The organism is Kitasatospora sp. NPDC048662 (assembly GCF_055587065.1).
Genome location: NZ_JBVJHA010000012.1, coordinates 34,417 through 53,935, shown reverse-complemented (window position 1 = coordinate 53,935; position 19,519 = coordinate 34,417). Strand labels below are relative to the sequence as shown.

19 protein-coding genes and 3 pseudogenes are annotated in these 19,519 nt (G+C 71.7%); 14 read left to right on the top strand and 8 right to left on the bottom strand.

Features of this window, described 5'->3' with window-relative positions:
• Nucleotides 1-4: 4 nt before the first annotated feature.
• From shc to ACZ6R9_RS26845, 5 genes are all read left to right on the top strand, one after another.
• Nucleotides 5-1,963 (top strand): squalene--hopene cyclase, encoded by a 1,959-nt coding sequence (gene shc / locus ACZ6R9_RS26865; protein ID WP_380481636.1) that lies wholly within the window; start codon nucleotides 5-7, stop codon nucleotides 1,961-1,963.
• Nucleotides 1,964-2,036: 73 nt separating this feature from the next.
• Entirely contained in the window at nucleotides 2,037-2,717 is a 681-nt protein-coding gene (locus tag ACZ6R9_RS26860) for a phosphorylase family protein (protein ID WP_465540797.1), read from the top strand.
• 3 nt (nucleotides 2,718-2,720) lie between these two features.
• Nucleotides 2,721-3,746, top strand: a complete 1,026-nt coding sequence (gene hpnH, locus ACZ6R9_RS26855; RefSeq protein WP_380481633.1) for an adenosyl-hopene transferase HpnH — start codon at nucleotides 2,721-2,723, stop codon at nucleotides 3,744-3,746.
• Nucleotides 3,747-3,873: 127 nt separating this feature from the next.
• On the top strand, nucleotides 3,874-5,817 hold the full coding sequence (gene dxs, locus ACZ6R9_RS26850; RefSeq protein ID WP_465540794.1) for a 1-deoxy-D-xylulose-5-phosphate synthase: 1,944 nt from the start codon (nucleotides 3,874-3,876) through the stop codon (nucleotides 5,815-5,817).
• The gene (locus tag ACZ6R9_RS26845; RefSeq protein WP_465540793.1) at nucleotides 5,814-7,205 is read left to right on the top strand and encodes an aspartate aminotransferase family protein; all 1,392 of its coding nucleotides are present in this window, start codon (nucleotides 5,814-5,816) and stop codon (nucleotides 7,203-7,205) included. Before dxs ends, ACZ6R9_RS26845 begins: the two co-directional genes overlap by 4 nt.
• On the opposite strand, the gene ACZ6R9_RS26840 is transcribed toward ACZ6R9_RS26845, so the two are convergent.
• Nucleotides 7,202-7,477, bottom strand: coding sequence for a DUF6343 family protein (locus tag ACZ6R9_RS26840; RefSeq protein ID WP_380481627.1), 276 nt, complete (start codon nucleotides 7,475-7,477; stop codon nucleotides 7,202-7,204). The two genes, ACZ6R9_RS26845 and ACZ6R9_RS26840, sit on opposite strands and share 4 nt — an antisense overlap.
• A gap of 61 nt (nucleotides 7,478-7,538) precedes the next feature.
• Here ACZ6R9_RS26840 and ACZ6R9_RS26835 point away from each other — a divergent pair, with 61 nt between their 5' ends.
• Nucleotides 7,539-7,724, top strand: coding sequence for an I78 family peptidase inhibitor (locus ACZ6R9_RS26835; RefSeq protein WP_380481980.1), 186 nt, complete (start codon nucleotides 7,539-7,541; stop codon nucleotides 7,722-7,724).
• A gap of 209 nt (nucleotides 7,725-7,933) precedes the next feature.
• Here the strand turns inward: ACZ6R9_RS26835 and ACZ6R9_RS26830 are convergent.
• The 3 genes and pseudogenes from ACZ6R9_RS26830 to fabG form a co-directional block, all read right to left on the bottom strand.
• Nucleotides 7,934-8,188 (bottom strand): annotated as a pseudogene (locus tag ACZ6R9_RS26830) (phosphatase PAP2 family protein); the annotation flags it as partial.
• A 672-nt stretch (nucleotides 8,189-8,860) separates the two neighbouring features.
• On the bottom strand, nucleotides 8,861-9,052 hold the full coding sequence (locus tag ACZ6R9_RS26825) for a hypothetical protein (RefSeq protein ID WP_380481626.1): 192 nt from the start codon (nucleotides 9,050-9,052) through the stop codon (nucleotides 8,861-8,863).
• Between the two features lie 100 nt (nucleotides 9,053-9,152).
• Nucleotides 9,153-9,938 (bottom strand): 3-oxoacyl-ACP reductase FabG, encoded by a 786-nt coding sequence (fabG, locus tag ACZ6R9_RS26820; protein ID WP_465540791.1) that lies wholly within the window; start codon nucleotides 9,936-9,938, stop codon nucleotides 9,153-9,155.
• 484 nt (nucleotides 9,939-10,422) lie between these two features.
• Here fabG and ACZ6R9_RS26815 point away from each other — a divergent pair, with 484 nt between their 5' ends.
• Nucleotides 10,423-11,247 carry a MarR family winged helix-turn-helix transcriptional regulator gene (locus tag ACZ6R9_RS26815; protein WP_380481623.1) on the top strand — a complete coding sequence of 275 codons (825 nt, stop codon included), beginning with the start codon at nucleotides 10,423-10,425 and terminating at the stop codon, nucleotides 11,245-11,247.
• Nucleotides 11,248-11,448: 201 nt separating this feature from the next.
• On the opposite strand, the gene ACZ6R9_RS26810 is transcribed toward ACZ6R9_RS26815, so the two are convergent.
• Nucleotides 11,449-12,324, bottom strand: a complete 876-nt coding sequence (locus ACZ6R9_RS26810) for an aldo/keto reductase (RefSeq protein ID WP_465540789.1) — start codon at nucleotides 12,322-12,324, stop codon at nucleotides 11,449-11,451.
• Between the two features lie 279 nt (nucleotides 12,325-12,603).
• Between ACZ6R9_RS26810 and ACZ6R9_RS26805 the strand changes: the two genes are divergently transcribed.
• From ACZ6R9_RS26805 to ACZ6R9_RS26775, 7 genes are all read left to right on the top strand, one after another.
• The gene (locus ACZ6R9_RS26805) at nucleotides 12,604-12,849 is read left to right on the top strand and encodes a LapA family protein (protein ID WP_380481619.1); all 246 of its coding nucleotides are present in this window, start codon (nucleotides 12,604-12,606) and stop codon (nucleotides 12,847-12,849) included.
• A 41-nt stretch (nucleotides 12,850-12,890) separates the two neighbouring features.
• Nucleotides 12,891-13,619, top strand: a complete 729-nt coding sequence (locus ACZ6R9_RS26800) for an amino acid ABC transporter ATP-binding protein (protein WP_380481978.1) — start codon at nucleotides 12,891-12,893, stop codon at nucleotides 13,617-13,619.
• 9 nt (nucleotides 13,620-13,628) lie between these two features.
• A complete protein-coding gene (locus ACZ6R9_RS26795) occupies nucleotides 13,629-14,549 on the top strand; it encodes a glutamate ABC transporter substrate-binding protein (protein ID WP_465540787.1) in 921 nt (306 codons plus the stop codon).
• Nucleotides 14,550-14,562: 13 nt separating this feature from the next.
• Entirely contained in the window at nucleotides 14,563-15,207 is a 645-nt protein-coding gene (locus ACZ6R9_RS26790; RefSeq protein ID WP_380481616.1) for an amino acid ABC transporter permease, read from the top strand.
• Entirely contained in the window at nucleotides 15,204-16,058 is an 855-nt protein-coding gene (locus ACZ6R9_RS26785) for an amino acid ABC transporter permease (RefSeq protein ID WP_465540785.1), read from the top strand. The genes ACZ6R9_RS26790 and ACZ6R9_RS26785 overlap by 4 nt, the downstream gene beginning before the upstream one ends.
• A 77-nt stretch (nucleotides 16,059-16,135) precedes the next feature.
• Complete coding sequence (locus ACZ6R9_RS26780) at nucleotides 16,136-16,828, top strand: spermidine synthase family protein (protein WP_380481612.1); 693 nt, start codon at nucleotides 16,136-16,138, stop codon at nucleotides 16,826-16,828.
• Between the two features lie 74 nt (nucleotides 16,829-16,902).
• Nucleotides 16,903-17,226: a hypothetical protein gene (locus tag ACZ6R9_RS26775; RefSeq protein WP_380481610.1), complete on the top strand. Its 324-nt coding sequence runs from the start codon at nucleotides 16,903-16,905 to the stop codon at nucleotides 17,224-17,226.
• A 7-nt stretch (nucleotides 17,227-17,233) separates the two neighbouring features.
• Here the strand turns inward: ACZ6R9_RS26775 and ACZ6R9_RS26770 are convergent, their stop codons facing one another.
• From ACZ6R9_RS26770 to ACZ6R9_RS26760, 3 genes and pseudogenes are all read right to left on the bottom strand, one after another.
• Nucleotides 17,234-17,662 carry a DUF4259 domain-containing protein gene (locus ACZ6R9_RS26770; protein WP_465540783.1) on the bottom strand — a complete coding sequence of 143 codons (429 nt, stop codon included), beginning with the start codon at nucleotides 17,660-17,662 and terminating at the stop codon, nucleotides 17,234-17,236.
• A gap of 101 nt (nucleotides 17,663-17,763) precedes the next feature.
• A pseudogene (locus tag ACZ6R9_RS26765) lies at nucleotides 17,764-18,396 on the bottom strand (dienelactone hydrolase family protein).
• Nucleotides 18,397-18,634: 238 nt separating this feature from the next.
• A pseudogene (locus tag ACZ6R9_RS26760) lies at nucleotides 18,635-19,519 on the bottom strand (hypothetical protein); the annotation flags it as partial.

The following is a 19,519-nucleotide window of genomic DNA, read 5'->3' as shown; positions in this document are numbered from 1 at the left end:
AAGAGTGACAGCAACCGCGGGTGGAAGGCTCGGACCCCAAACCTCAGTTGCAGTAACACGATCTGACGATTCCTCACCCGCGGCGGCGCTCAGCCGAGCCACCGCACACCTGCTGTCACTCCAGCACGCCGACGGCTGGTGGAAGGGCGACCTGGAGACCAACGTCACCATGGACGCCGAAGACCTGCTGCTCCGCCAGTTCCTCGGCATCCGCACCGAGGAGCAGACCCGGGCCACCGCGGCCTGGATCCGTTCCAGGCAGCGGGAGGACGGCACCTGGGCCACCTTCCACGGCGGCCCGCCCGAACTGTCCACCACCGTCGAGGCGTACGTCGCCCTCCGACTCGCCGGGGACCCCCCGGACGCCCCGCACCTGCGGGCCGCCGCCGCCTTCGTCCGGGAGAACGGCGGCATCGCCGCCACCCGGGTGTTCACCCGGATCTGGCTCGCCCTGTTCGGCTGGTGGCCCTGGGCGAAGCTCCCCGAACTGCCCCCCGAAGTGCTGTTCCTGCCCAGCTGGGCGCCGCTGAACATCTACTCCTTCGGCCAGTGGGCCCGGCAGACCATCGTCCCGCTGACCGTGGTCTCCGCCCACCGCCCGGTCCGCCCGGCCCCGTTCGACCTCACCGAACTGCACACCGACCCGGCGAACCCGTACCCGAAGCGGCCGCTGGCCCCCGCGCACACCTGGGACGGCCTCTTCCAGCGCCTCGACCAGCTGATGCACCGCTACCACCGGCACGCCATCAAACCGGTGCGCCGCCTGGCGCTGCGACAGGCCGCCGCCTGGATCGTCGAGCGGCAGGAGGCCGACGGCTGCTGGGGCGGCATCCAGCCGCCCGCCGTGTACTCGCTGATCGCCCTGCGGCTGCTCGGCTACCGCCTCGACCACCCCGTGATGAAGGCCGGCCTGGCCGCCTTCGACAGCTTCACCGTGCACACCGCGGACGGCAAGCGCTGGCTGGAGGCCTGCCAGTCCCCGGTCTGGGACACCTGCCTGGCCGCCATCGCGCTGCGCGACGCCGGACTGCCCGGCGACCACCCCGCCCTGGTGCGGGCCGGTGACTGGATGCTCGGCGAGGAAGTCACCACCCGCGGCGACTGGGCCGTCAAACGCCCCCGGCTCGCCCCCGGCGGCTGGGCGTTCGAATTTCAGAACGACACCTACCCCGACGTCGACGACACCGCCGAAGTGGTGCTCGCGCTGCGCCGGATCGACCACCCCGACCGGGCCCGGCTGGACGGCGCCGTCGAACGCGCCGTCGGCTGGAACCTCGGCATGCAGTCCAAGGACGGCGCCTGGGGCGCCTTCGACGCCGACAACACCAGCAAACTCCCCAACAAACTGCCGTTCTGCGACTTCGGTGAAGTCATCGACCCGCCCTCCGCCGACGTCACCGCGCACGTGGTGGAGATGCTCGCCGAGACCGGCCGCACCCGGGACCCTCGCACCCGGCGCGGCGTCGCCTGGCTGCTGAGCCACCAGGAGGCCGACGGCTCCTGGTTCGGCCGCTGGGGCACCAACTACATCTACGGCACCGGCTCCGTGGTGCCCGCCCTGATCGCCGCCGGACTCACCCCCGGCCACCCCTCCGTCCGCCGCGCCGTCGGCTGGCTGACCGGCCGGCAGAACACCGACGGCGGCTGGGGCGAGGACATGCGCTCCTACGAGGACCCGGCCACCTGGGCCGGACGCGGCGACTCCACCGCCTCGCAGACCGCCTGGGCCCTGATGGCGCTGCTCGCCGCCGGCGAACGCGACTCGGAGACGGTCGAACGCGGCATCGCCTGGCTGACCCGCACCCAGCGCCCCGACGGCAGCTGGGACGAACCGCAGTTCACCGGCACCGGGTTCCCCTGGGACTTCTCCATCAACTACCACCTGTACCGCCTGGTCTTCCCGGTCACCGCCCTCGGCCGGTACGTGCACGACGCCTCGCTCGGCCGGGGCGGCCGACGATGAGCGAACGAAGTGAGGCCGTCATCAAGAGGTGCGCGTGCGCGAAGCGCCTGCCGAGCGCCGGCGAGGTGGGGGCATGAGCGCGCCCTTGCTGGTGCTCTGCGCGCTGCGCCCCGAGGCCTGGGCGCTGCGCGGCGGCGACTGGTCCGGCGCGGTCGGCGGCCCCCCGGTGCTGGCCCGCACCGGCATGGGCCGCCGGACGGCCGGGCGGCGGGCCGGCGCGCTGCTGGACGTCGGCGGCTACGGGGCGCTGCTGGTCGCCGGGTTCGGCGCCGCGGTCGGCCCCGGGGTGCGCCCCGGCGAGGTGATCGTCGCCGACCGGGTCACCGACGCCGAGGGCCGCGTCCATCCGCTGGCCACCGCGCCCGCGCTGGCCACCGCCCTGGAGGAGGCCGGGCTCCGCGCCCACCTGGGCACCCACCGCACCGCCGACCACGTGGTGCGCGGCGCCGAACGGGCCCGGCTGCACGCCGAGGGCGCGCTCGCCGTCGACATGGAGGCCGCCGCGGTGCTCGCCGCCCGTGCCGAGCATGCTTCCGAGCTGCCCGCCGCCGTGCTGCGGGTGGTGGTCGACACCCCCGAGCGGGAGCTCATCCGCCCCGGCACCCTGCCCGCCGGCTTCCGCGCCTGGCGGGCGCTGCGTGCCGCCGTCCCCGCCCTCACCGCGTGGCACCGGCAGCTGGCCGCCGCGCCCCGTCCGCCGACGACCACCGAGCCCTCGACACCGCCCTCGACGCTCCCTCAGGAGGCGAGCTAAGCCATGGCCATGCCGCTGCGTCAGACCCTCCGCGTGTCCACCTACCTCATGCAGCAGAAGCTGAAGCGCCGGGACAAGTTCCCGCTGATCGTGGAGCTGGAGCCGCTGTTCGCCTGCAACCTGAAGTGCGAGGGCTGCGGCAAGATCCAGCACCCGGCCGGGGTGCTCAAGCAGCGGATGCCGGTCGCGCAGGCGGTCGGCGCGGTCCTGGAATGCGGCGCCCCGATGGTCTCCATCGCCGGCGGCGAACCGCTGATGCACCCACAGATCGACGAGATCGTCCGGCAGTTGGTGGCCCGCCGCAAGTACGTCTTCCTGTGCACCAACGCGCTGCTGATGCGCAAGAAGCTCGACCTGTTCACCCCGTCCCCGTACTTCACCTTCGCCGTGCACATCGACGGCCTGCAGGAGCGGCACGACGCCTCGGTGGCCAAGGAGGGCACCTTCGCGGAGGCCGTCGAGGCGATCAAGGAGGCCAAGCGGCGGGGCTTCCGGGTCACCACCAACTCGACGTTCTTCAACACCGACACCCCGCAGACCGTGGTCGAGGTGCTGGATTTCCTGAACGACGAACTCAAGGTCGACGAGATGATGATCTCCCCGGCCTATGCGTACGAGAAGGCCCCCGACCAGGAGCACTTCCTCGGCGTCGAACAGACCCGCGAACTGTTCCGCAGGGCCTTCGCCGACGGCAACCGGCGGCGCTGGCGACTCAACCACAGCCCGCTGTTTCTGGACTTCCTCGAAGGCAAGGTCGACTTCGAGTGCACCGCCTGGGGCATCCCCAACTACTCGCTGTTCGGCTGGCAGCGCCCCTGCTACCTGATGGCCGACGGCTACGTCCCCACCTACCGGGAACTCATCGAGAAGACCGACTGGGACAAGTACGGCCGCGGCCGCGACCCGCGCTGCGACAACTGCATGGCCCACTGCGGGTACGAGCCCACCGCCGTGCTCGCCACCATGGGCTCGCTCAAGGAGTCGATCCGCGCCGCCCGGGAGACCCTTGCCGCGCCCAAGGCCGGCTGAGCGGCCGTCACACGGGCCGCCCGCGCGAACGGCGCGGGCGGCCCACGCCGACAGGCGACCGCGACAGCGGGGCCGCAGGCTGGACACCGACCGTCCACCCACCCGCACCAGCCGTGAGGGGTACGCCATGCCACTGCTGAGCCGGATCACCGGGCCCGCCGACCTCCGCCGGCTGCACCCCGAACAGCTCACGCCGCTCGCCGCCGAGATCCGCCACTTCCTGATCGACGCCGTCACCCGCACCGGCGGCCACCTCGGACCCAACCTCGGCGTGGTCGAACTCAGCATCGCCCTGCACCGCGTCTTCGACTCCCCGCACGACCGCATCCTGTGGGACACCGGCCACCAGGCCTACGTGCACAAACTGCTCACCGGCCGGCAGGACTTCAGCCGGCTGCGCGCCAAGGACGGACTGTCCGGCTACCCCTCGCGCGCCGAATCCCCGCACGACCTGATCGAGAACTCGCACGCCTCCACCGCACTCGGCCACGCCGACGGCATCGCCAAGGCCAACCAACTGCTGGGCGTCGACCGCTGCACCGTCGCCGTGATCGGCGACGGCGCGCTCACCGGCGGCATGGCCTGGGAAGCCCTCAACAACATTGCCGAGGCCGAGGATCGCCCGCTGATCATCGTCGTCAACGACAACGAACGCTCCTACGCGCCCACCATCGGCGGCCTCGCCCACCACCTCGCCACGCTGCGCACCACCAAGGGCTACGAGCGCTTCCTCGCCTGGGGCAAGGACGCCCTGCAGCGCACCCCCGTGGTCGGGCCGCCGCTGTTCGACGCCCTGCACGGCGCCAAGAAAGGCTTCAAGGACGCCTTCGCCCCGCAGGGCATGTTCGAGGACCTCGGCCTGAAGTACCTCGGCCCGATCGACGGCCACGACATCGCCGCCGTCGAACAGGCGCTGCGTCAGGCCCGCAACTTCGGCGGCCCCGTCATCGTGCACTGCCTCACCGTCAAGGGCCGCGGCTACCGGCCCGCCGAACAGGACGAGGCCGACCGGTTCCACGCCGTGAACCCGATCGACCCGTACACCTGCCTGCCGATCTCGCCGACCGCCGGCACCTCCTGGACCTCCGTGTTCGGGGCGGAGATGCTCGCGCTCGGCGCCGAGCGACCCGACCTGGTGGCCGTCACCGCCGCCATGCTGCACCCCGTCGGACTCGGCCCGTTCGCCAAGGCCTACCCCGGGCGCACCTTCGACGTCGGCATCGCCGAACAGCACGCCGTCGCCTCCGCCGCCGGGCTGGCCACCGGCGGGCTGCACCCCGTGGTGGCGGTGTACGCGACCTTCCTGAACCGGGCCTTCGACCAGGTACTGATGGACGTCGCGCTGCACCGGCTCGGCGTCACCTTCGTGCTCGACCGGGCCGGGGTCACCGGCAACGACGGGGCCTCGCACAACGGGGTGTGGGACCTGTCGGTGCTGCAGGTCGTCCCCGGGCTGCGGATCGCCGCCCCGCGCGACGCCGCCCGGCTGCGCGAACAGCTGCGCGAAGCCGTCGCAGTCGAGGACGCGCCCACCGTGGTGCGCTTCCCCAAGGGCGAACTCGGCCCCGAGGTGCCCGCGATCGAACGCACCGGCGGCATCGACGTGCTCGCCCGCACCGGTCCCACGCCCGACGTGCTGCTGGTCGCCGTCGGCCCGATGGCCCCCGCCTGCCTGGACGCCGCCGCGCTGCTCGCCGCCGACGGCATCACCGCCACCGTCGTCGACCCGCGCTGGGTCAAACCCGTCGATCCCGCGCTGGTCACGATGGCCGCCGCGCACCGGATGGTGGTGACCGTCGAGGACAACGGCCGCACTGGCGGCGTCGGCGCCGCCCTCGCCCAGGCCATGCGGGACGCCGAGGTCGACATCCCGCTGCGCGACCTCGGCGTCCCGCAGGAGTTCCTGGCGCACGCCTCGCGCGGTGAGCTCCTCGAGGAGATCGGGCTCACCGGCACCGGCGTCGCCGCCCAGACCGCCGCCCACGCCCGCCGGGTGCTGCCCGGGACCCGCACCGGCGCCCAGGAGTACCGGCACCGGATGCCGCTGACCGATTGGAGCGAACCAGCGTGACCCAGGCCGAACCGCTCGACCTCGCCGCCCTGCTCGACGCCCGCGGCGGCGAACGCTACGAGCTGCACGCCCGCTACCTCAACCCGCAACTGCCGCGGATGCTGCACACCATCGGCTTCGACCGGTACTACGAGCGTGCGAAAGGCCCGTACTTCTACGACGCCGAGGGCAACGAATATCTCGACATGCTCGCCGGATTCGGCATCTTCGCGCTCGGCCGGCACCACCCCGCCGTGCGGGCCGCCGTCCAGCAGGTGATGGACCTGGAGAGCGCCGACCTCACCCGCTTCGACTGCTCCCCGCTGCCCGGCCTGCTCGCCGAACAGCTGATCGCCCGGGCACCCGGCCTGGACCGGGTGTTCTTCGGCAACAGCGGCACCGAGGCGGTCGAGACGGCGCTCAAGTTCGCCCGGTACGCCACCGGCAGGCGCCGCGTCCTGTACTGCGAGCACGCCTTCCACGGCCTCACCGCCGGCTCGCTGTCCGTCAACGGCGAGGGCGGCTTCCGCAAGGGCTTCGACCCGCTGCTGCCGGACACCGCGATCCCGCTCGGAGACCTCGACGCGCTGCGGCGGGAATTGAAGAAGGGCGACGTCGCCGCGCTGATCGTGGAGCCGATCCAGGGCAAGGGCGTGCTCGCCCCGCCGCCCGGCTGGCTGGCCGCCGCCCAGCAACTGCTGCACGAGCACAAGGCGCTGCTGATCTGCGACGAGGTGCAGACCGGCATCGGCCGCACCGGCACCTTCTTCGCCCACCAGGCCGAGGACGGCGTCCGGCCCGACCTGGTGTGCGCCGCCAAGGCACTGTCCGGCGGCTACGTGCCGATCGGGGCCACCCTCGGCAAGTCGTGGATCTTCGAGAAGGTGTACTCCTCGATGGACCGCGTCCTGGTGCACTCCGCCAGCTTCGGCTCCAACGCCCAGGCGATGGCCGCCGGACTGGCCACCCTGCACGTGATGTGGCAGGAAAAGGTGGTGGAGAACGCCGCCCGGGTCGGCGAGCTGCTGCGGGCCCGGCTGGCCGCGCTGGTCGAACGCTACGAACTGCTCGCCGAGGTGCGCGGACGCGGGCTGATGATCGGCATCGAGTTCGGCCGGCCCAAGTCGCTCAAGCTGCGCACCGGCTGGACGGCGCTGCAGGCCGCCCGCAAGGGCCTGTTCGCGCAGATGGTGGTCGTCCCGCTGCTGCAACGGCACCGGATCCTCACCCAGGTCTCCGGCGACCACCTGGAAGTGATCAAGCTGATCCCGCCGCTGATCATCACCGAGCAGGACGTCGACCGCTTCCTGGACGCCTTCACCGAGGTGATGGACGACGCCCACCGCGGCAGCGGCCTGATGTGGGACTTCGGCCGCACCCTGGTCAAGCAGGCCGTCGGCTCACGTTAGAGCTCGGTGCGGCGGCGGCGCACCACGACCCATAGGTCCGCCGCCGCCACCAGCGTCAGCAGCCCGCAGCCCACCGCGAACACGGTCAGCGTCCCGCTGCTGGGCGCGCCGTGCGGCGAGGCGAAGGCCGCCCAGACCGCGAAGCCCGCCGTGCACAGGGCGAAGAACGGCAGGAACAGCATCGACAGCAGGAAGCGCAGCTTCAGATCGGTGCGTGCGGTGGCCGGCTCCGTCCCGCTGCGCCAGACCTTCGGGGTCTTCGCCCGCCGCATACGCAACCGCCTCCCTCGTACCCTTCCAGCGTAGGACTGTCGGGTGCGGGGAGGCGGGGCGATGGACGACCGGCTGGACGACTATCTGGGGCTGCCGGTGGAGCCCGCGCGGGCGCTGGCCGCCGAGCGCGGCTGGCGCACCGTGCGAGTGCTGGAGCCGGAGGCGCTGCTGACCATGGAGTACCGCTCGGAGCGGCTCAACCTGACCGTCCGGGACGGCGTGGTGGAGCGTGCCTGGGCGGGCTGAGGGCGCACCGGCAGCGGGCGGCCCGCCCAGTGCGCGGTGGCCGGCTGCGGGCGGGGCACCGGGGCCGGCCGGGCGAACCGGCCCTCCCGGTGCCAGACCGCCAGCACCCGCTCGTCCAGCGCGGCGATGGCCGGCTCGGCCAGCGGCAGCGACAGCAGCACCAGTGCCCCCGCCGCCCAGCCGGCGAACACGTCGGAGATCCAGTGGGTGCCCAGGTAGACGGTGGTCAGGCCGATCGAGGCCGCGGTGAGCGCGGCCAGCACCGCGCCGGTGCGCCGCCAGCGCGCCGCCAGGTAGGCCAGCACGCCCCAGGTGACCACGGCGTTGGCGGTGTGCCCGGACGGGAAGATGGTGCCGCCGGAGAACAGCTCGGGCGAGCCCACGTAGTGCGCGTAGTGCGGACCCAGCCGGCCGGTCAGGATCTTCACCCCGCCCACCGTGGCGTTCAGCAGCAGCAGCGCCATGCCCATCACCAGCAGCGGCCGGGACGAGTGTGTGCGGTAGCAGCGCCAGCCCAGCCACAGACAGGCCGCGATCGCGGTCGGGCCGCGCTGGCCGGCGATCACCCAGATGTCCAGGTACGGCAGTGCTTGCGGCCACAGCTTGTACGGGCGCAGCTGCTGCAGCGACCAGTCCAGGTCGACCAGCGGCGAGTCGCACACGATGGCCAGCACCACCGCCAGGTAGAGCACGGCGGTGATGCCGAAGAGCAGAAGGTGCCGCCGGCTGATCGACGGAGGTGCGGATTCGGTCGGCTCGGTGACGGAATCGCGCTCGGACTGGACCGGAAACGTGCGCGGTGCGGTCGATATCCGCGGCACGGGGGATTCGGGCTTGGCTGGCACCCTTCGACATTACCGGCTGGCCCCGGGCGCTTTGGGCTGTACGACCGATCTGTCACCCGCCGGTGATCGGTTGTCCGCACTTTCCCCATACGGGCAGTTCAGTACGCGCGGGGTGGGGCGGTAAAACGGAGCGGAGTGTGCGAAATCACCCTCCCCGCGGCTCCCCAGTGCCGTTTCCGCCGGGTTTCTCCAATTGCCGGGCGGGTAGTGCGAGAACGAAAGAAGCGGCCGATTTCCCGTGACGCAGGTCACTTCCGGGAAATCGGCCGCCTCGTCGAGCGGCGGTGCGACTCAGGGCAGCAGCCGTTCGACCGCTGCCGCGCCCTGTTCCTCCAGGTCCTTCTTCGCCTTCGCGATCCGCTTCGCCGTGAGGTCGCGCCCCGAGGCCATCACCAGGTCCTCGGGGTCGACCGGCTTCTCCGCCCCGGTGTGCAGCTGATTGTCCGGGGTCGGCTTGGAGTCGCTGTCCGTGGTGTCGGTCATCAAGATCCTCCGTGGGTGCGCCCGCCGCGCGGAGGGGCGGCGGGAGGTCTGCACGTCGAGTCTGGACCCGCGCCGGGGACGGCGCACCACGAGACCCGAACTAGTCGAGCGGGCCGCCCGCCACGTAGATGACCTGGCCGGAGACGAAGCCGGCGCCCTCGGAGGCGAGGAAGGAGATGGTGTGCGCGATGTCGTCCGGCACGCCGACCCGCTGCACCGGGATCGCCGAGGCGGCGGCCTGCTTGAACGCCTCGAACTCCATGCCGACCCGGGCCGCGGTGGCCGCCGTCATGTCGGTGGCGATGAAGCCGGGGGCGACCGCGTTGGCGGTGATGCCGAACTTGCCGAGCTCGATCGCCAGGGTCTTGGTGAAGCCCTGCAGGCCGGCCTTGGCCGCCGAGTAGTTGGCCTGGCCGCGGTTGCCCTGCGCGGAGGAGGAGGACAGGTTGACGATCCGTCCGAAGCCGGCGGCGACCATGTGCTTCTGCACCGCGCGGGTCATCAGGAAGGCGCCCTTGAGGTGCACGTTCATCACGGTGTCCCAGTCGGACTCGGACATCTTGAACAGCAGGTTGTCGCGCAGCACGCCCGCGTTGTTCACCAGCACCACGGGAGTGCCCAGTTCGGCGGCGATCCGGTCGACCGCCGCCTCGACCTGCTCGGCGTTCGAGACGTCGGCGCCGACGGCCAGCGCCCGGCCGCCCGCGGCGACGATGGCCTCGGCGGTGCCCTTCGCGTTGGACTCCTCCAGGTCGACCACCGCGACCGCGTAACCGTCGGCGGCCAGGCGGAGCGCGGTGGCCGCGCCGATCCCACGGGCCGCGCCCGTCACCACGGCCACCCGCACCGGAGCTTCGGCGGTCACGGAGGTGCTCTGCTCGGTCATCTTCGTACTCGTCTCTCTCGAAGTCGGACGACGGGACCGGCCCGGGCCGGTGACCCGCGGATGAGATTTGAATGAGGTGCGCAGCGCGCAGCGCGGCAACCCTACCGGCGAGTAGGAATTCCGGCCAGGGGCAGCGCCGCAGGTGACGGAGGGTGAGGGTGCGCGGCGGCCGAGTGGGTGAACCGGATTGGTCGTGACCCCGACATAGGGGGGAAATATGCCAACTTTGCCGAACCTGCGACTACTCTGCGCCCCTACCTGCCGGTCCAGGCCGACCGTTTGTATAGTGTGCGCCAGCAGCCACCGGCTGCACGGCCGGCGCGTCCTTACTCACAGCGGGATGCTCACTCGCCGTTACTGCCCCGCTCGGGTGTCCCACACACACCGCGAGCGTGACACCGGGACGGATTTCATGGTGCTGGGGGAGATCCCGACAACCCGCGTGCCCGGTCGACTGCAGCAGTCGCCCGGTCACCTCATCCGCGTGGCCCAGCAGGTGCACACCCGCTTGTGGTCCGAATACGTCGGTACCGAGCTGACGGCTCCGCAGTTCGCGGTGCTGCTGGTACTGGCACTGGAGCCCGGAGCCGACCAGCGAACGGTCGGCGAACGGGCCTCGCTCGACAAGGCGACGATGGCCGAAATGGTCGCCCGGCTGGTCCGGCGGGGCCTGGTGCTCCGCCGCAGGGACCCGGCCGACGGCCGTCGCAAGCTGCTGGCCCTCTCGCAGAGCGGCGCTCAGGCCGTGCGCGAGGCGACCGGTGGCGTGGTCAGGGTCCAGCGGACCCTGTTCGAGCCGCTCAGCCCGGACGAGCAGCTGGAACTCGTCCGGACCATGGCACGGATCGCCCGGCTGGAGCCGGCCGCCGTCGCCGTGATGGCCGACGCCCGGCCCACGCTGGACGCCCAGCGGGCCGTCGGCTACCTGATCCGGGTCGCCCAGCAGGTGCACACCAAGCTCTGGTCGGAGAAGGTCGGCACCGAGCTGACGGCTCCTCAGTACGCCGTGCTGGACGCCCTGGAGACCGAACCGGGCGCCGACCAGCGCACGGTCGGCGAGCTCGCCTCGCTGGACAAGGCGACGATGGCCGAGATGGTCAGCCGGCTGGTGCGACGCGGCCTGGTGCTGCGCCGCCGCGACCCCTCGGACGGTCGCCGCAACCTGCTCTCGCTCTCCCCGACCGGCCAGGAGCTGCTGCACCGCTCCACCGCCGGGGTCCGCGAGGTCCAGGAGGCGCTGCTCGCTCCGCTGGAGCCGCACGAGCACGCGTCGGCGCTGGCGCTGCTCGCCAAGGCGGCTCGGCTGTAACGATTCTGCAAAGCGTCGTCCAATTTTTGGGCGGCGATCGCGCTCCGGCGGGCATGCGGCACCGCTCGGGACGCTCCGGAAGGGGCCGACACCACGTCAGGTGTCGGCCCCTTCCGGGTTGTTCCGGTCGTCACTCTCCGTGCTGACGGAGCGTCAGCCGAAGCTGATTCGACGTCAGCTCAACGAGCGAACGACGGGGCGTCAGTTCCAGTCGAAGCCGGCCGGGTCGGGGCCGATCCGCTTGCCGGTGGCGACGGCGGCGATCGCCGCGAGGTCCTCGGCGTCCAGCTCGAAGCCCGTCACGTCCAGGTTCTCCCGGATGCGGGCCGGGGTGACCGACTTCGGGATGGCGATCACGCCGTTCTGCAGGTGCCAGCGCAGCACCACCTGGGCCGTCGAACGGCCGTGCTTCTCGGCGGTCTTCAGCAGCGCGGGCTCGGCCAGCAGGTCGCCGCCCTGGCCCAGCGGGCTCCACGCCTCGGTGGCGATGCCGTGCTCGGCGTGGAAGGCGCGCAGCTCGGCCTGCGGGAAGTACGGGTGCAGCTCGACCTGGTTCAGCGCCGGGACCACCGAGGTCTCCTTGAGCAGCAGCTCCAAGTCCGGGATGCGGAAGTTGGAGACGCCGATCGCGCGGACCCGGCCGTCGGCGAGCAGCTGCTCGAAGGCGCGCCAGATGTTCAGGAACGAGGTGCCGTGCATCGGCCGCGGCCAGTGGATCAGGTACAGGTCCAGCTGCTCCAGGCCGAGCTTGGCCATCGACTCGTCGAAGGCGCGCAGCACCCGGTCGTGGCCCTGCTCGCCGGACCAGTCGAGGGTGCCGGAGTTCCACAGCTTGGTGGTGACGAACAGCTCGTCACGGGCCACGCCGGACTCGGCGATCGCCTGGCCGGTGCCCGCCTCGTTCTCGTAGATCGCGGCGGTGTCGATCGAGCGGTAGCCCGATTCGATCGCGGTGCGCACCGCCGGGACGGCCTCCGCGTCCGGCACCTGCCAGACGCCGAAACCGAGCTGCGGGATCCGCACGCCGTTGTTCAGCGTGATCGAGGGGATCGGAGGTACTGCGGGAGTGCTGGTCACGAGAAGGGGTGCCCTTCGGTTGTGCGGAGTCTGTGGGGTGTTTCCAAGAGGGCGGCAACCGGGGTGAACAGCGGAGTATTCCCGATGGGCGAGAGTTCCCCTCAATGAGGGAAACGCTTCGGGGGTGGCATTCGGATCGGGTGGATCCGCGAAAATGCGTGTGGCGTGCATCACAGGTGATTCCGCCGGGCCCGGAGAGGGTGGCCCGGACGGGTGAATGGGCGGGCCCGGCGGTGGTGGTGCGGCGGTCGGCGGGTGGGCCGGGCGCAGACTGCCGGGGTGACAAAGACTTCAGGTGGTTCTCCGTCCGGCCAGCGCAGTGAGATCGGTGGTGTCCCGACCCGGTACATCGGTATCGGCGTCATTGTGGTGCTGGCGATCTGGTTCCTGTTCGCCAACCTGGACAAGGTGAAGATCCAGTTCTGGGTCTTCACCGTCACCTGCCCGCTCTGGATCGCGCTGCTGGCGACACTGCTCGCGGGGACGGCGCTCGGCTGGTTGCTGAAGGGCCGGCGCACCAGGTGACGGCCCCGCAGGAGATCGTGGGGCGGCCGGCCGGAGAGCCGCTGATCGAGCTGCGCCGGGTGAACAAGCACTACGGGCAACTGCACGTGCTGCAGGACATCGACCTGACGGTGGGCCGCGGCGAGGTCGTGGTGGTGATCGGCCCGTCCGGATCGGGGAAGTCCACGCTGTGCCGGGCGATCAACCGGCTGGAGCCGGTGGAGAGCGGCGACATCCTGATCGAAGGTCAGCCGCTGCCCGCCGAGGGCAAGGGCCTGGCGAAGCTGCGTGCCGAGGTCGGGATGGTGTTCCAGTCCTTCAACCTGTTCGCGCACCGGACGGTGCTGCAGAACATCACGCTGGCCCAGATCAAGGTGCGCAAGCGCGGAAAGCCGGAGGCCGAGTCCAAGGGGCGGGCGCTGCTGGAGCGGGTCGGGCTGGCCTCGCAGGCCGACAAGTACCCGTCGCAGCTCTCGGGCGGGCAGCAGCAGCGGGTGGCGATCGCCCGGGCGCTGGCGATGGACCCGAAGGCGCTGCTGTTCGACGAGCCGACCTCGGCGCTCGACCCCGAGATGATCAACGAGGTGCTGGAGGTGATGCGCTCGCTGGCCGCCGAGGGGATGACCATGGTGGTGGTCACCCACGAGATGGGGTTCGCGCGCTCCGCCGCCAACCGGGTGGTCTTCATGGCGGACGGGAGGATCGTCGAGGACCGCGTCCCCGAGGAGTTCTTCGCGAACCCGCGCAGCGAGCGTGCCCGGGACTTCCTGTCCAAGATCCTGAAGCACTGAGGCGGCGCGGTGAACCAGCGGTACAGACTGCGGGCGCTCGTGCTGCTCGCCGCGCTGCCCGGCCTGGCCGGGCTGGCCGTCCTGTCCGGCTGCGGCAAGGAGGGCACCCCGCCGCCGAAGGGCCCGCAGCCGAGCGCGCTGCCCAGCTACCAGGTGCGCAGCAACCCCGTCACCGGTTCGCCGACCTTGGACGCGGCCCGGGCGCGCGGCCACCTGGTGATCGGCGCCAAGGAGGACCAGCCGTATTTGGGCCAGAAGAACCCGGCCACCGGCGAGTACTCCGGCTTCGACATCGAGATCGCCAAGATGGTCGCCGCCGACCTGGGCTTCGCGCCGAACCAGATCGAGTTCCGCACCATCGCCTCCGCAAACCGGGAGACCGCGCTGCAGAACGGTCAGGTCGATTACTACGTGGGCACCTACACCATCAACGCCAACCGCAAGAAGCTGGTCGGCTTCGCCGGCCCGTACTTCATCGCCGGGCAGGCGCTGATGGTCCGCAAGAGCGAGACGAAGATCAACGGCCCGCAGGACCTGGCGGGCCGGAAGGTCTGCTCGGCCGCCGGGTCCACCCCGTACCAGCGGATCCAGACCGACTATCCGCAGGCCAAGCTGGTCGGCTACGACACCTACTCGGCCTGCGTGGACAACCTGATCAGCAATCAGGTCGACGCCGTCACCACCGACAACGCGATCCTGCAGGGCTATGTGGCCAAGGTCCCCGACGAGCTGAAGATGGTCGGGGAGCCGTTCTCCACCGAGCCGTACGGCATCGGCGTTCCCAAGAACGACACCGTGCTGCGGATGGCGATCAACGACGCGCTGCAGCTGAACATGGACAACGGCAACTGGAAGAAGGCGTACGACGCGACGCTCGGCCTCTCCGGGGTGCCCGCGCCGCAGCCCCCGGCCATCGACCGGTACAAGTGAGCAGGGGGCGCGGATGAACGTGCTGACCAGCAACTGGTCCACCTACTGGCACGGCTTCCTCGGCACCCTGTGGCTGACCCTGGCCAGTGCCGCGCTGGCGCTGGTGCTCGGGGTGGTCATGGCGGGCTTCCGGGTCTCGCCGGTGAAGCCGCTGCGGGCCGTCGGCACCGGGTGGGTGACGGTGCTCCGGAACACCCCGCTGACCCTGCTGTTCTTCATCGTGGTGCTGGGCCTGCCCCGGTTCCACATCACGCTGCCGTTCTTCACCTTCGCCGTGCTGGCACTGGGCTGCTACACCTCGGCGTTCGTCTGCGAGGCGCTGCGTTCCGGGGTGAACACGGTGCCGGTCGGGCAGGGCGAGGCGGCCCGCAGCCTGGGCATGACGTTCGGTCAGACGCTGAACCTGGTGGTGCTGCCGCAGGCGTACCGCTCGGTGGTCGCCCCGCTGGGCAGTGTGATGATCGCGCTGGCGAAGAACACGGCGATCGCCGGTTCGTTCAGCGTGGTCGAACTGCTCGGTACCTACCGGACGATCAACGAGCTGGGCTACAGCATCGTCTGGACCTTCATCTGGATCGCGGTCGGCTATCTGATCATCACGCTGGCGATCAGCGCCCTGTTCAACCTACTGGAGCGACGGGTGGCGGTGTCCCGATGACGATGGAGTCCTCCGCGCTGTACGACGTGCCCGGGCCGAAGGCGCTGGCCCGGCACCGGCTGTACGGCCTCCTGGCGCTGCTGGTGATCGCCGCAGTGGTCGGCTGGGTGATCTGGATGCTGTTCCACACCGACCAGTTCACCTACCAGAAGTGGACGGCCTTCCAGTACAAGGGCGTGCAGGAGCTGCTGCTGCGCGGCCTCGGCAACACCCTGAAGGCGTTCGGCTGGACGGTGCTGTTCGCGCTCCCGTTCGGCGCGCTGTTCGCCGCCGGACGGCTCTCCGACCACCGGCCGGTGCGCCTGGCATCCACCGTGGTGGTGGAGTTCTTCCGGGCCATGCCGCTGCTGGTGATGATCTTCTTCATCTTCGTCGCCCTCAAGGTCGAACCGCTGTGGGCCCTGGTGGCCGGCCTCACGCTGTACAACGGCTCGGTGCTGGCCGAGGTGTTCCGGGCCGGCGTGCTCGCCGTTCCCAAGGGGCAGCAGGAGGCCGCGTTCGCGCTCGGCCTGCGGAAGACCCAGGTGATGACGTACGTGCTGGTGCCGCAGGCCACCCGGGCGATGGCGCCGACCATCGTCAGCCAGCTGGTGGTGGCGCTGAAGGACACCTCGCTGGGCTTCCTGATCACCTACGAGGAGTTCCTGCACGCCGGGAAGCTGATCGCCACCAACCTGGACTACGACCTGCCGTTCATCCCCGTGGTGATGGTGATCACCCCGATCTACATCGGCATGTGTCTGCTGCTGTCCTGGCTGGCCAAGTGGCTGGAGCGGCGCGGCCGGCGCAGCCCGCGCGAGGGGGAGACGCCGGTCGCCGTGGCCGGGCCGGTGCTGGACGGGCAGGGGTAGGAAATGCGATGGGTCCGGGCGGTGCGATCGGCTAGGGTCGGATGGTCTGTGACCGAGCGCACACCAGGAGTTGCCGGATGTCCGTGCTGCCCAGCCGGCGGGGCCTGCCCGACGCCGAAGTGATCGACCGGCGGGACGGGCCGTACGGCGAGGTGGTGCTGCGGCGGCGCGGCGGGCATTACGAGATCATCGCGAACGGGTGCTTCCTGATGGACACCGCCGACGGGCGTTCCGAACGGCTGCTGATCCAGGCGGCGCTGGACTCGCTGGGGGCGGCCGCCGGGCCGAGTGTGCTGATCGGCGGGCTGGGGGTCGGCTTCTCGCTGGCGTACGCCGCTGCCGAGCCCCGGTGGGGGCGGATCGCCGTGGTCGAGCGCGAGGGGGCGATCATCGACTGGCACCGGGGCGGTCCGCTCGGTGCGTTCTCCGCCGGCGCGCTGGACGATCCCCGGGTCGAGGTGGTGCACGCCGATCTGGTGGCGTATCTCGGCTCGGCCGTGGAACGCTACGACGCGCTCTGTCTCGACATCGACAACGGGCCCGACTGGACGGTCGGCGAGGAGAACGACGCGCTGTACGGCCCCGTCGGCCTGGCCAATGCCGCGGCCCGGCTCCGGCCCGGCGGCGTCCTCGCGGTGTGGAGCGCCCAGCCGTCCGCCGCCTTCGAACAGGCGCTGCGGGACGCCGGGTTCATCGATGTCCGCACCGAGGAGATCGCCGTCGAGCGCGGGGTTCCCGACGTGGTGCACCTGGCTCGCCGGGCCGGCTGAGGGTTTCGGGCGGCCCACGGAAGTCGTGCCCGTGACGCGTTCACAGCAGGGCTCGCGTGCGGCATGATCACCACATGGCGGACGAGAAGACCGACCTGCTGGCGTGCCTCTGGGCCGAGTTCAACGCCATGCGGTTCCCCAGCGGCTGGTACGACCAGAACCCCGAAGGCACCTGCCTGGTAACCCTGGACACCGTCCTCGCCGGCTTCGCCGCCAACGTCCTCGACGGCCCGCCGCTCGGCGCCCGGCACCGCGAGCACCTGCGCAGTCGAATAGTTCTGCTCGACCAGCTGCTGCCGACCTTCGCCGCTGACGGCTACGCCTCGCGGTACTTCGTCGCGCTGTACCGGATGGCGGTGCTGGCCGAGGAGATCGACACCGAGCGAGGAGGGGCCTGAGACGGCGTCAGGCCCCGGACAGAACGGCCCGGAGTTGCTCCACCACGGCGCGCCAGGCCGGGCCCTCGTCCGATTCGTCCCAGAGTTCGGCGAGTTCGGAGCCCTCGCCGAGGACGCCGGCCAGCGCGTCCAGGGCGAGCCGGCGTATGGCGGGGTCGAAGCTTGGCAGCGGGTGGGCCGGGCCGTATGCGGTGGTGATCGGGGTGCCGCCCGGGCATTGGGCGGCGACCAGGGCGGCCGCGGCCACGATCTGGCTGCCGCTGTCGGCGTCCAGGTCGTCGAGCTCGCCGGCACCGCCGCCGACACCGCCGCCGGCACCGCCGCCGAGGACGGCGCGGATCAGGTCTTCGCGCTGCTCCGGGGTGGCGTCGTCGAGGTCGCCCGCGAAGTCGGCGGCGGTGTCGTTGTCGAACGGTCCGATGTCCCAGGCGCCCATGGTGATCTCCTTCGGTTCGGGATGCGGAGATCGTTGCAGGGTGTACTGACAGGTCGGGTGTCAGGGTGTGGGAGGGAGGGGGTGTACTGACTGGGCGGGTGTCAGGTGGTGGTCAGGGTGCGGGAGAGGATGGGGAGGAGGCGGGCCAGTGGAGTTGGAGAGCGGCTGGGTCGAAGGCGCCGGTGTCGGACATGGTGGAGCCGTGGACGGCGCCGGGTCAGATCTCGGCGGTGAGTTCGGCGAAGAGCTCGGGCCCGTCGGCGGCCGCCGGGGCGTGGAACGCGGCGAGGCAGGCGATCGGTCCGGGTGGGCGGCGGCGGTGCGGAGGGCCTGGAGGCCGCCGATGCAGTAGCCCGTCGAGGCGGTCGGTCCGGCGGCGACCTCGGGGCGGGCGGGGAGGAATCGGAGGTGGGCGGCGGCGTCGCGCAGAGCGTGCCGGCGCGGGTGCGCCGTGATCAGCGGCATCAGTCGGCCGAAGAGCTCGGCGCGGGCGTCCTCCCCGATGTACGGGGGGAGTTCGAGCACCGGCGCAACAGGTTGGGGACGAGCACGTAGGACCCGTGATCGGTCGGCTCGCGGGCCGGTTCGCGCTGGACGGGGCGGATGCTGAAGCCGTCCGGGTACATCAGTACCGCCGGGTGTGGGCCGCCTTCCGTGGGCATGGCGACGAGGGCGTCGGCGTGGCCGTCCGGGATGGGGATGTGCAGCAGTTCGGTGCGGGCGTAGGTGGGCATCAAGTCTTCGGTCGTGGTTGACGGTTGGGTGCGGTGGGCGGAGGAGGGTCCGGGCGGCGGTCATTGGAGCACCGGGTCGCCGATTCGTGTGTGGCGAGGGGCCGTTCCGGTCGTCCGGAGGGGGCGAGGCCAGCGATGCAGGTCGGCGGGCTTGGTGGCGCGGCGGGCCCGGCGGGGCTGGCGGCCGGGAATGCGGAACGGCGAGCCCGGGGTGGGCTCGCCGTTCGTCAGGTGCGGATCAGCCGAAAGGGCTGTAGGCCGGCGGGGGCGGCGGGGACTGCGGGGCCGCCGCCGGGGCCGGGGGTGCGGAGAGGCCACCGAACGGGTTGTAGTCGGCCGGGGGGACCTTGACGAGGCGGCCCTTGGTGGGGTCGGCCTCCTCCGTCTCCTCGGCGGCGTCGGTGTTCTGTGCGGCCGGGGCCGGGGCCCCGAAGGGGTTGAAGTCCGCCGGGGGGATCTTGACCAGGCGGCCCTTGGTCGGGTCGGCCTCCTCCGGCGGGTCGGCCGGGGCGGGGACCGCCGGCGGGGCGGTGGGCCGGGGCGGGATGTTGGTCGGCGGTCCGGTGACGGTGCCGAACGGGTCGGAGGGCTCGGAGGACAGGACCGTGCCGAACGGGTCGGCGGAGGCCGCGCGGGCAGGCGCGGGCGCAGGTGCGGCGGCCGGGGCGGGTGCCGGAGCGGCGGGGGCTGCCGGGGCGGGGGCGCCGAAGGGGTTGTAGTCGGCCGGGGGGATCTTGACCAGGCGGCCCTTGGTGGGGTCGGCCTCCTCCGGTTCCTCGGCGGCGTCGGTACTCTGCGCGGCCGGGGCCGGGGCGCCGAAGGGGTTGAAGTCCGCCGGGGGGATCTTGACCAGGCGGCCCTTGGTGGGGTCGGCGGCTTCCGGTTCGGGCTCGGGTACCGGTGCGGGGGGTGCGGCGGGGGCGCCGAACGGGTCGGGTGCGGCGAAGGGGTCGGCCGCTGCGAAGGGGTCGGGTGCGCCGAAGGGGTCGGCGGTCGGGGTGGCGGGTTCCGGGGCGGCGGCGGGGGCTGCCGGGGCGGGGGCGCCGAACGGGTTGAAGTCGGCCGGGGGGATTTTGACCAGGCGGCCCTTGGTGGGGTCGGCGGCTTCCGGTTCGGGCTCCGT

Bases quoted from the DNA above. Each gene is read 5' to 3' on its own strand.
- ACZ6R9_RS26860 (WP_465540797.1), top strand. From the start codon at position 2,037: ATGAGCGCGCCCTTGCTGGTGCTCTGCGCGCTGCGCCCCGAGGCCTGG.
- hpnH (WP_380481633.1), top strand. From the start codon at position 2,721: ATGGCCATGCCGCTGCGTCAGACCCTCCGCGTGTCCACCTACCTCATG.
- dxs (WP_465540794.1), top strand. From the start codon at position 3,874: ATGCCACTGCTGAGCCGGATCACCGGGCCCGCCGACCTCCGCCGGCTG.
- ACZ6R9_RS26840 (WP_380481627.1), bottom strand. From the start codon at position 7,477: ATGCGGCGGGCGAAGACCCCGAAGGTCTGGCGCAGCGGGACGGAGCCG.
- ACZ6R9_RS26835 (WP_380481980.1), top strand. From the start codon at position 7,539: ATGGACGACCGGCTGGACGACTATCTGGGGCTGCCGGTGGAGCCCGCG.
- ACZ6R9_RS26825 (WP_380481626.1), bottom strand. From the start codon at position 9,052: ATGACCGACACCACGGACAGCGACTCCAAGCCGACCCCGGACAATCAG.
- fabG (WP_465540791.1), bottom strand. From the start codon at position 9,938: ATGACCGAGCAGAGCACCTCCGTGACCGCCGAAGCTCCGGTGCGGGTG.
- ACZ6R9_RS26790 (WP_380481616.1), top strand. From the start codon at position 14,563: ATGAACGTGCTGACCAGCAACTGGTCCACCTACTGGCACGGCTTCCTC.
- ACZ6R9_RS26785 (WP_465540785.1), top strand. From the start codon at position 15,204: ATGACGATGGAGTCCTCCGCGCTGTACGACGTGCCCGGGCCGAAGGCG.
- ACZ6R9_RS26780 (WP_380481612.1), top strand. From the start codon at position 16,136: ATGTCCGTGCTGCCCAGCCGGCGGGGCCTGCCCGACGCCGAAGTGATC.
- ACZ6R9_RS26775 (WP_380481610.1), top strand. From the start codon at position 16,903: ATGGCGGACGAGAAGACCGACCTGCTGGCGTGCCTCTGGGCCGAGTTC.
- ACZ6R9_RS26770 (WP_465540783.1), bottom strand. From the start codon at position 17,662: ATGGGCGCCTGGGACATCGGACCGTTCGACAACGACACCGCCGCCGAC.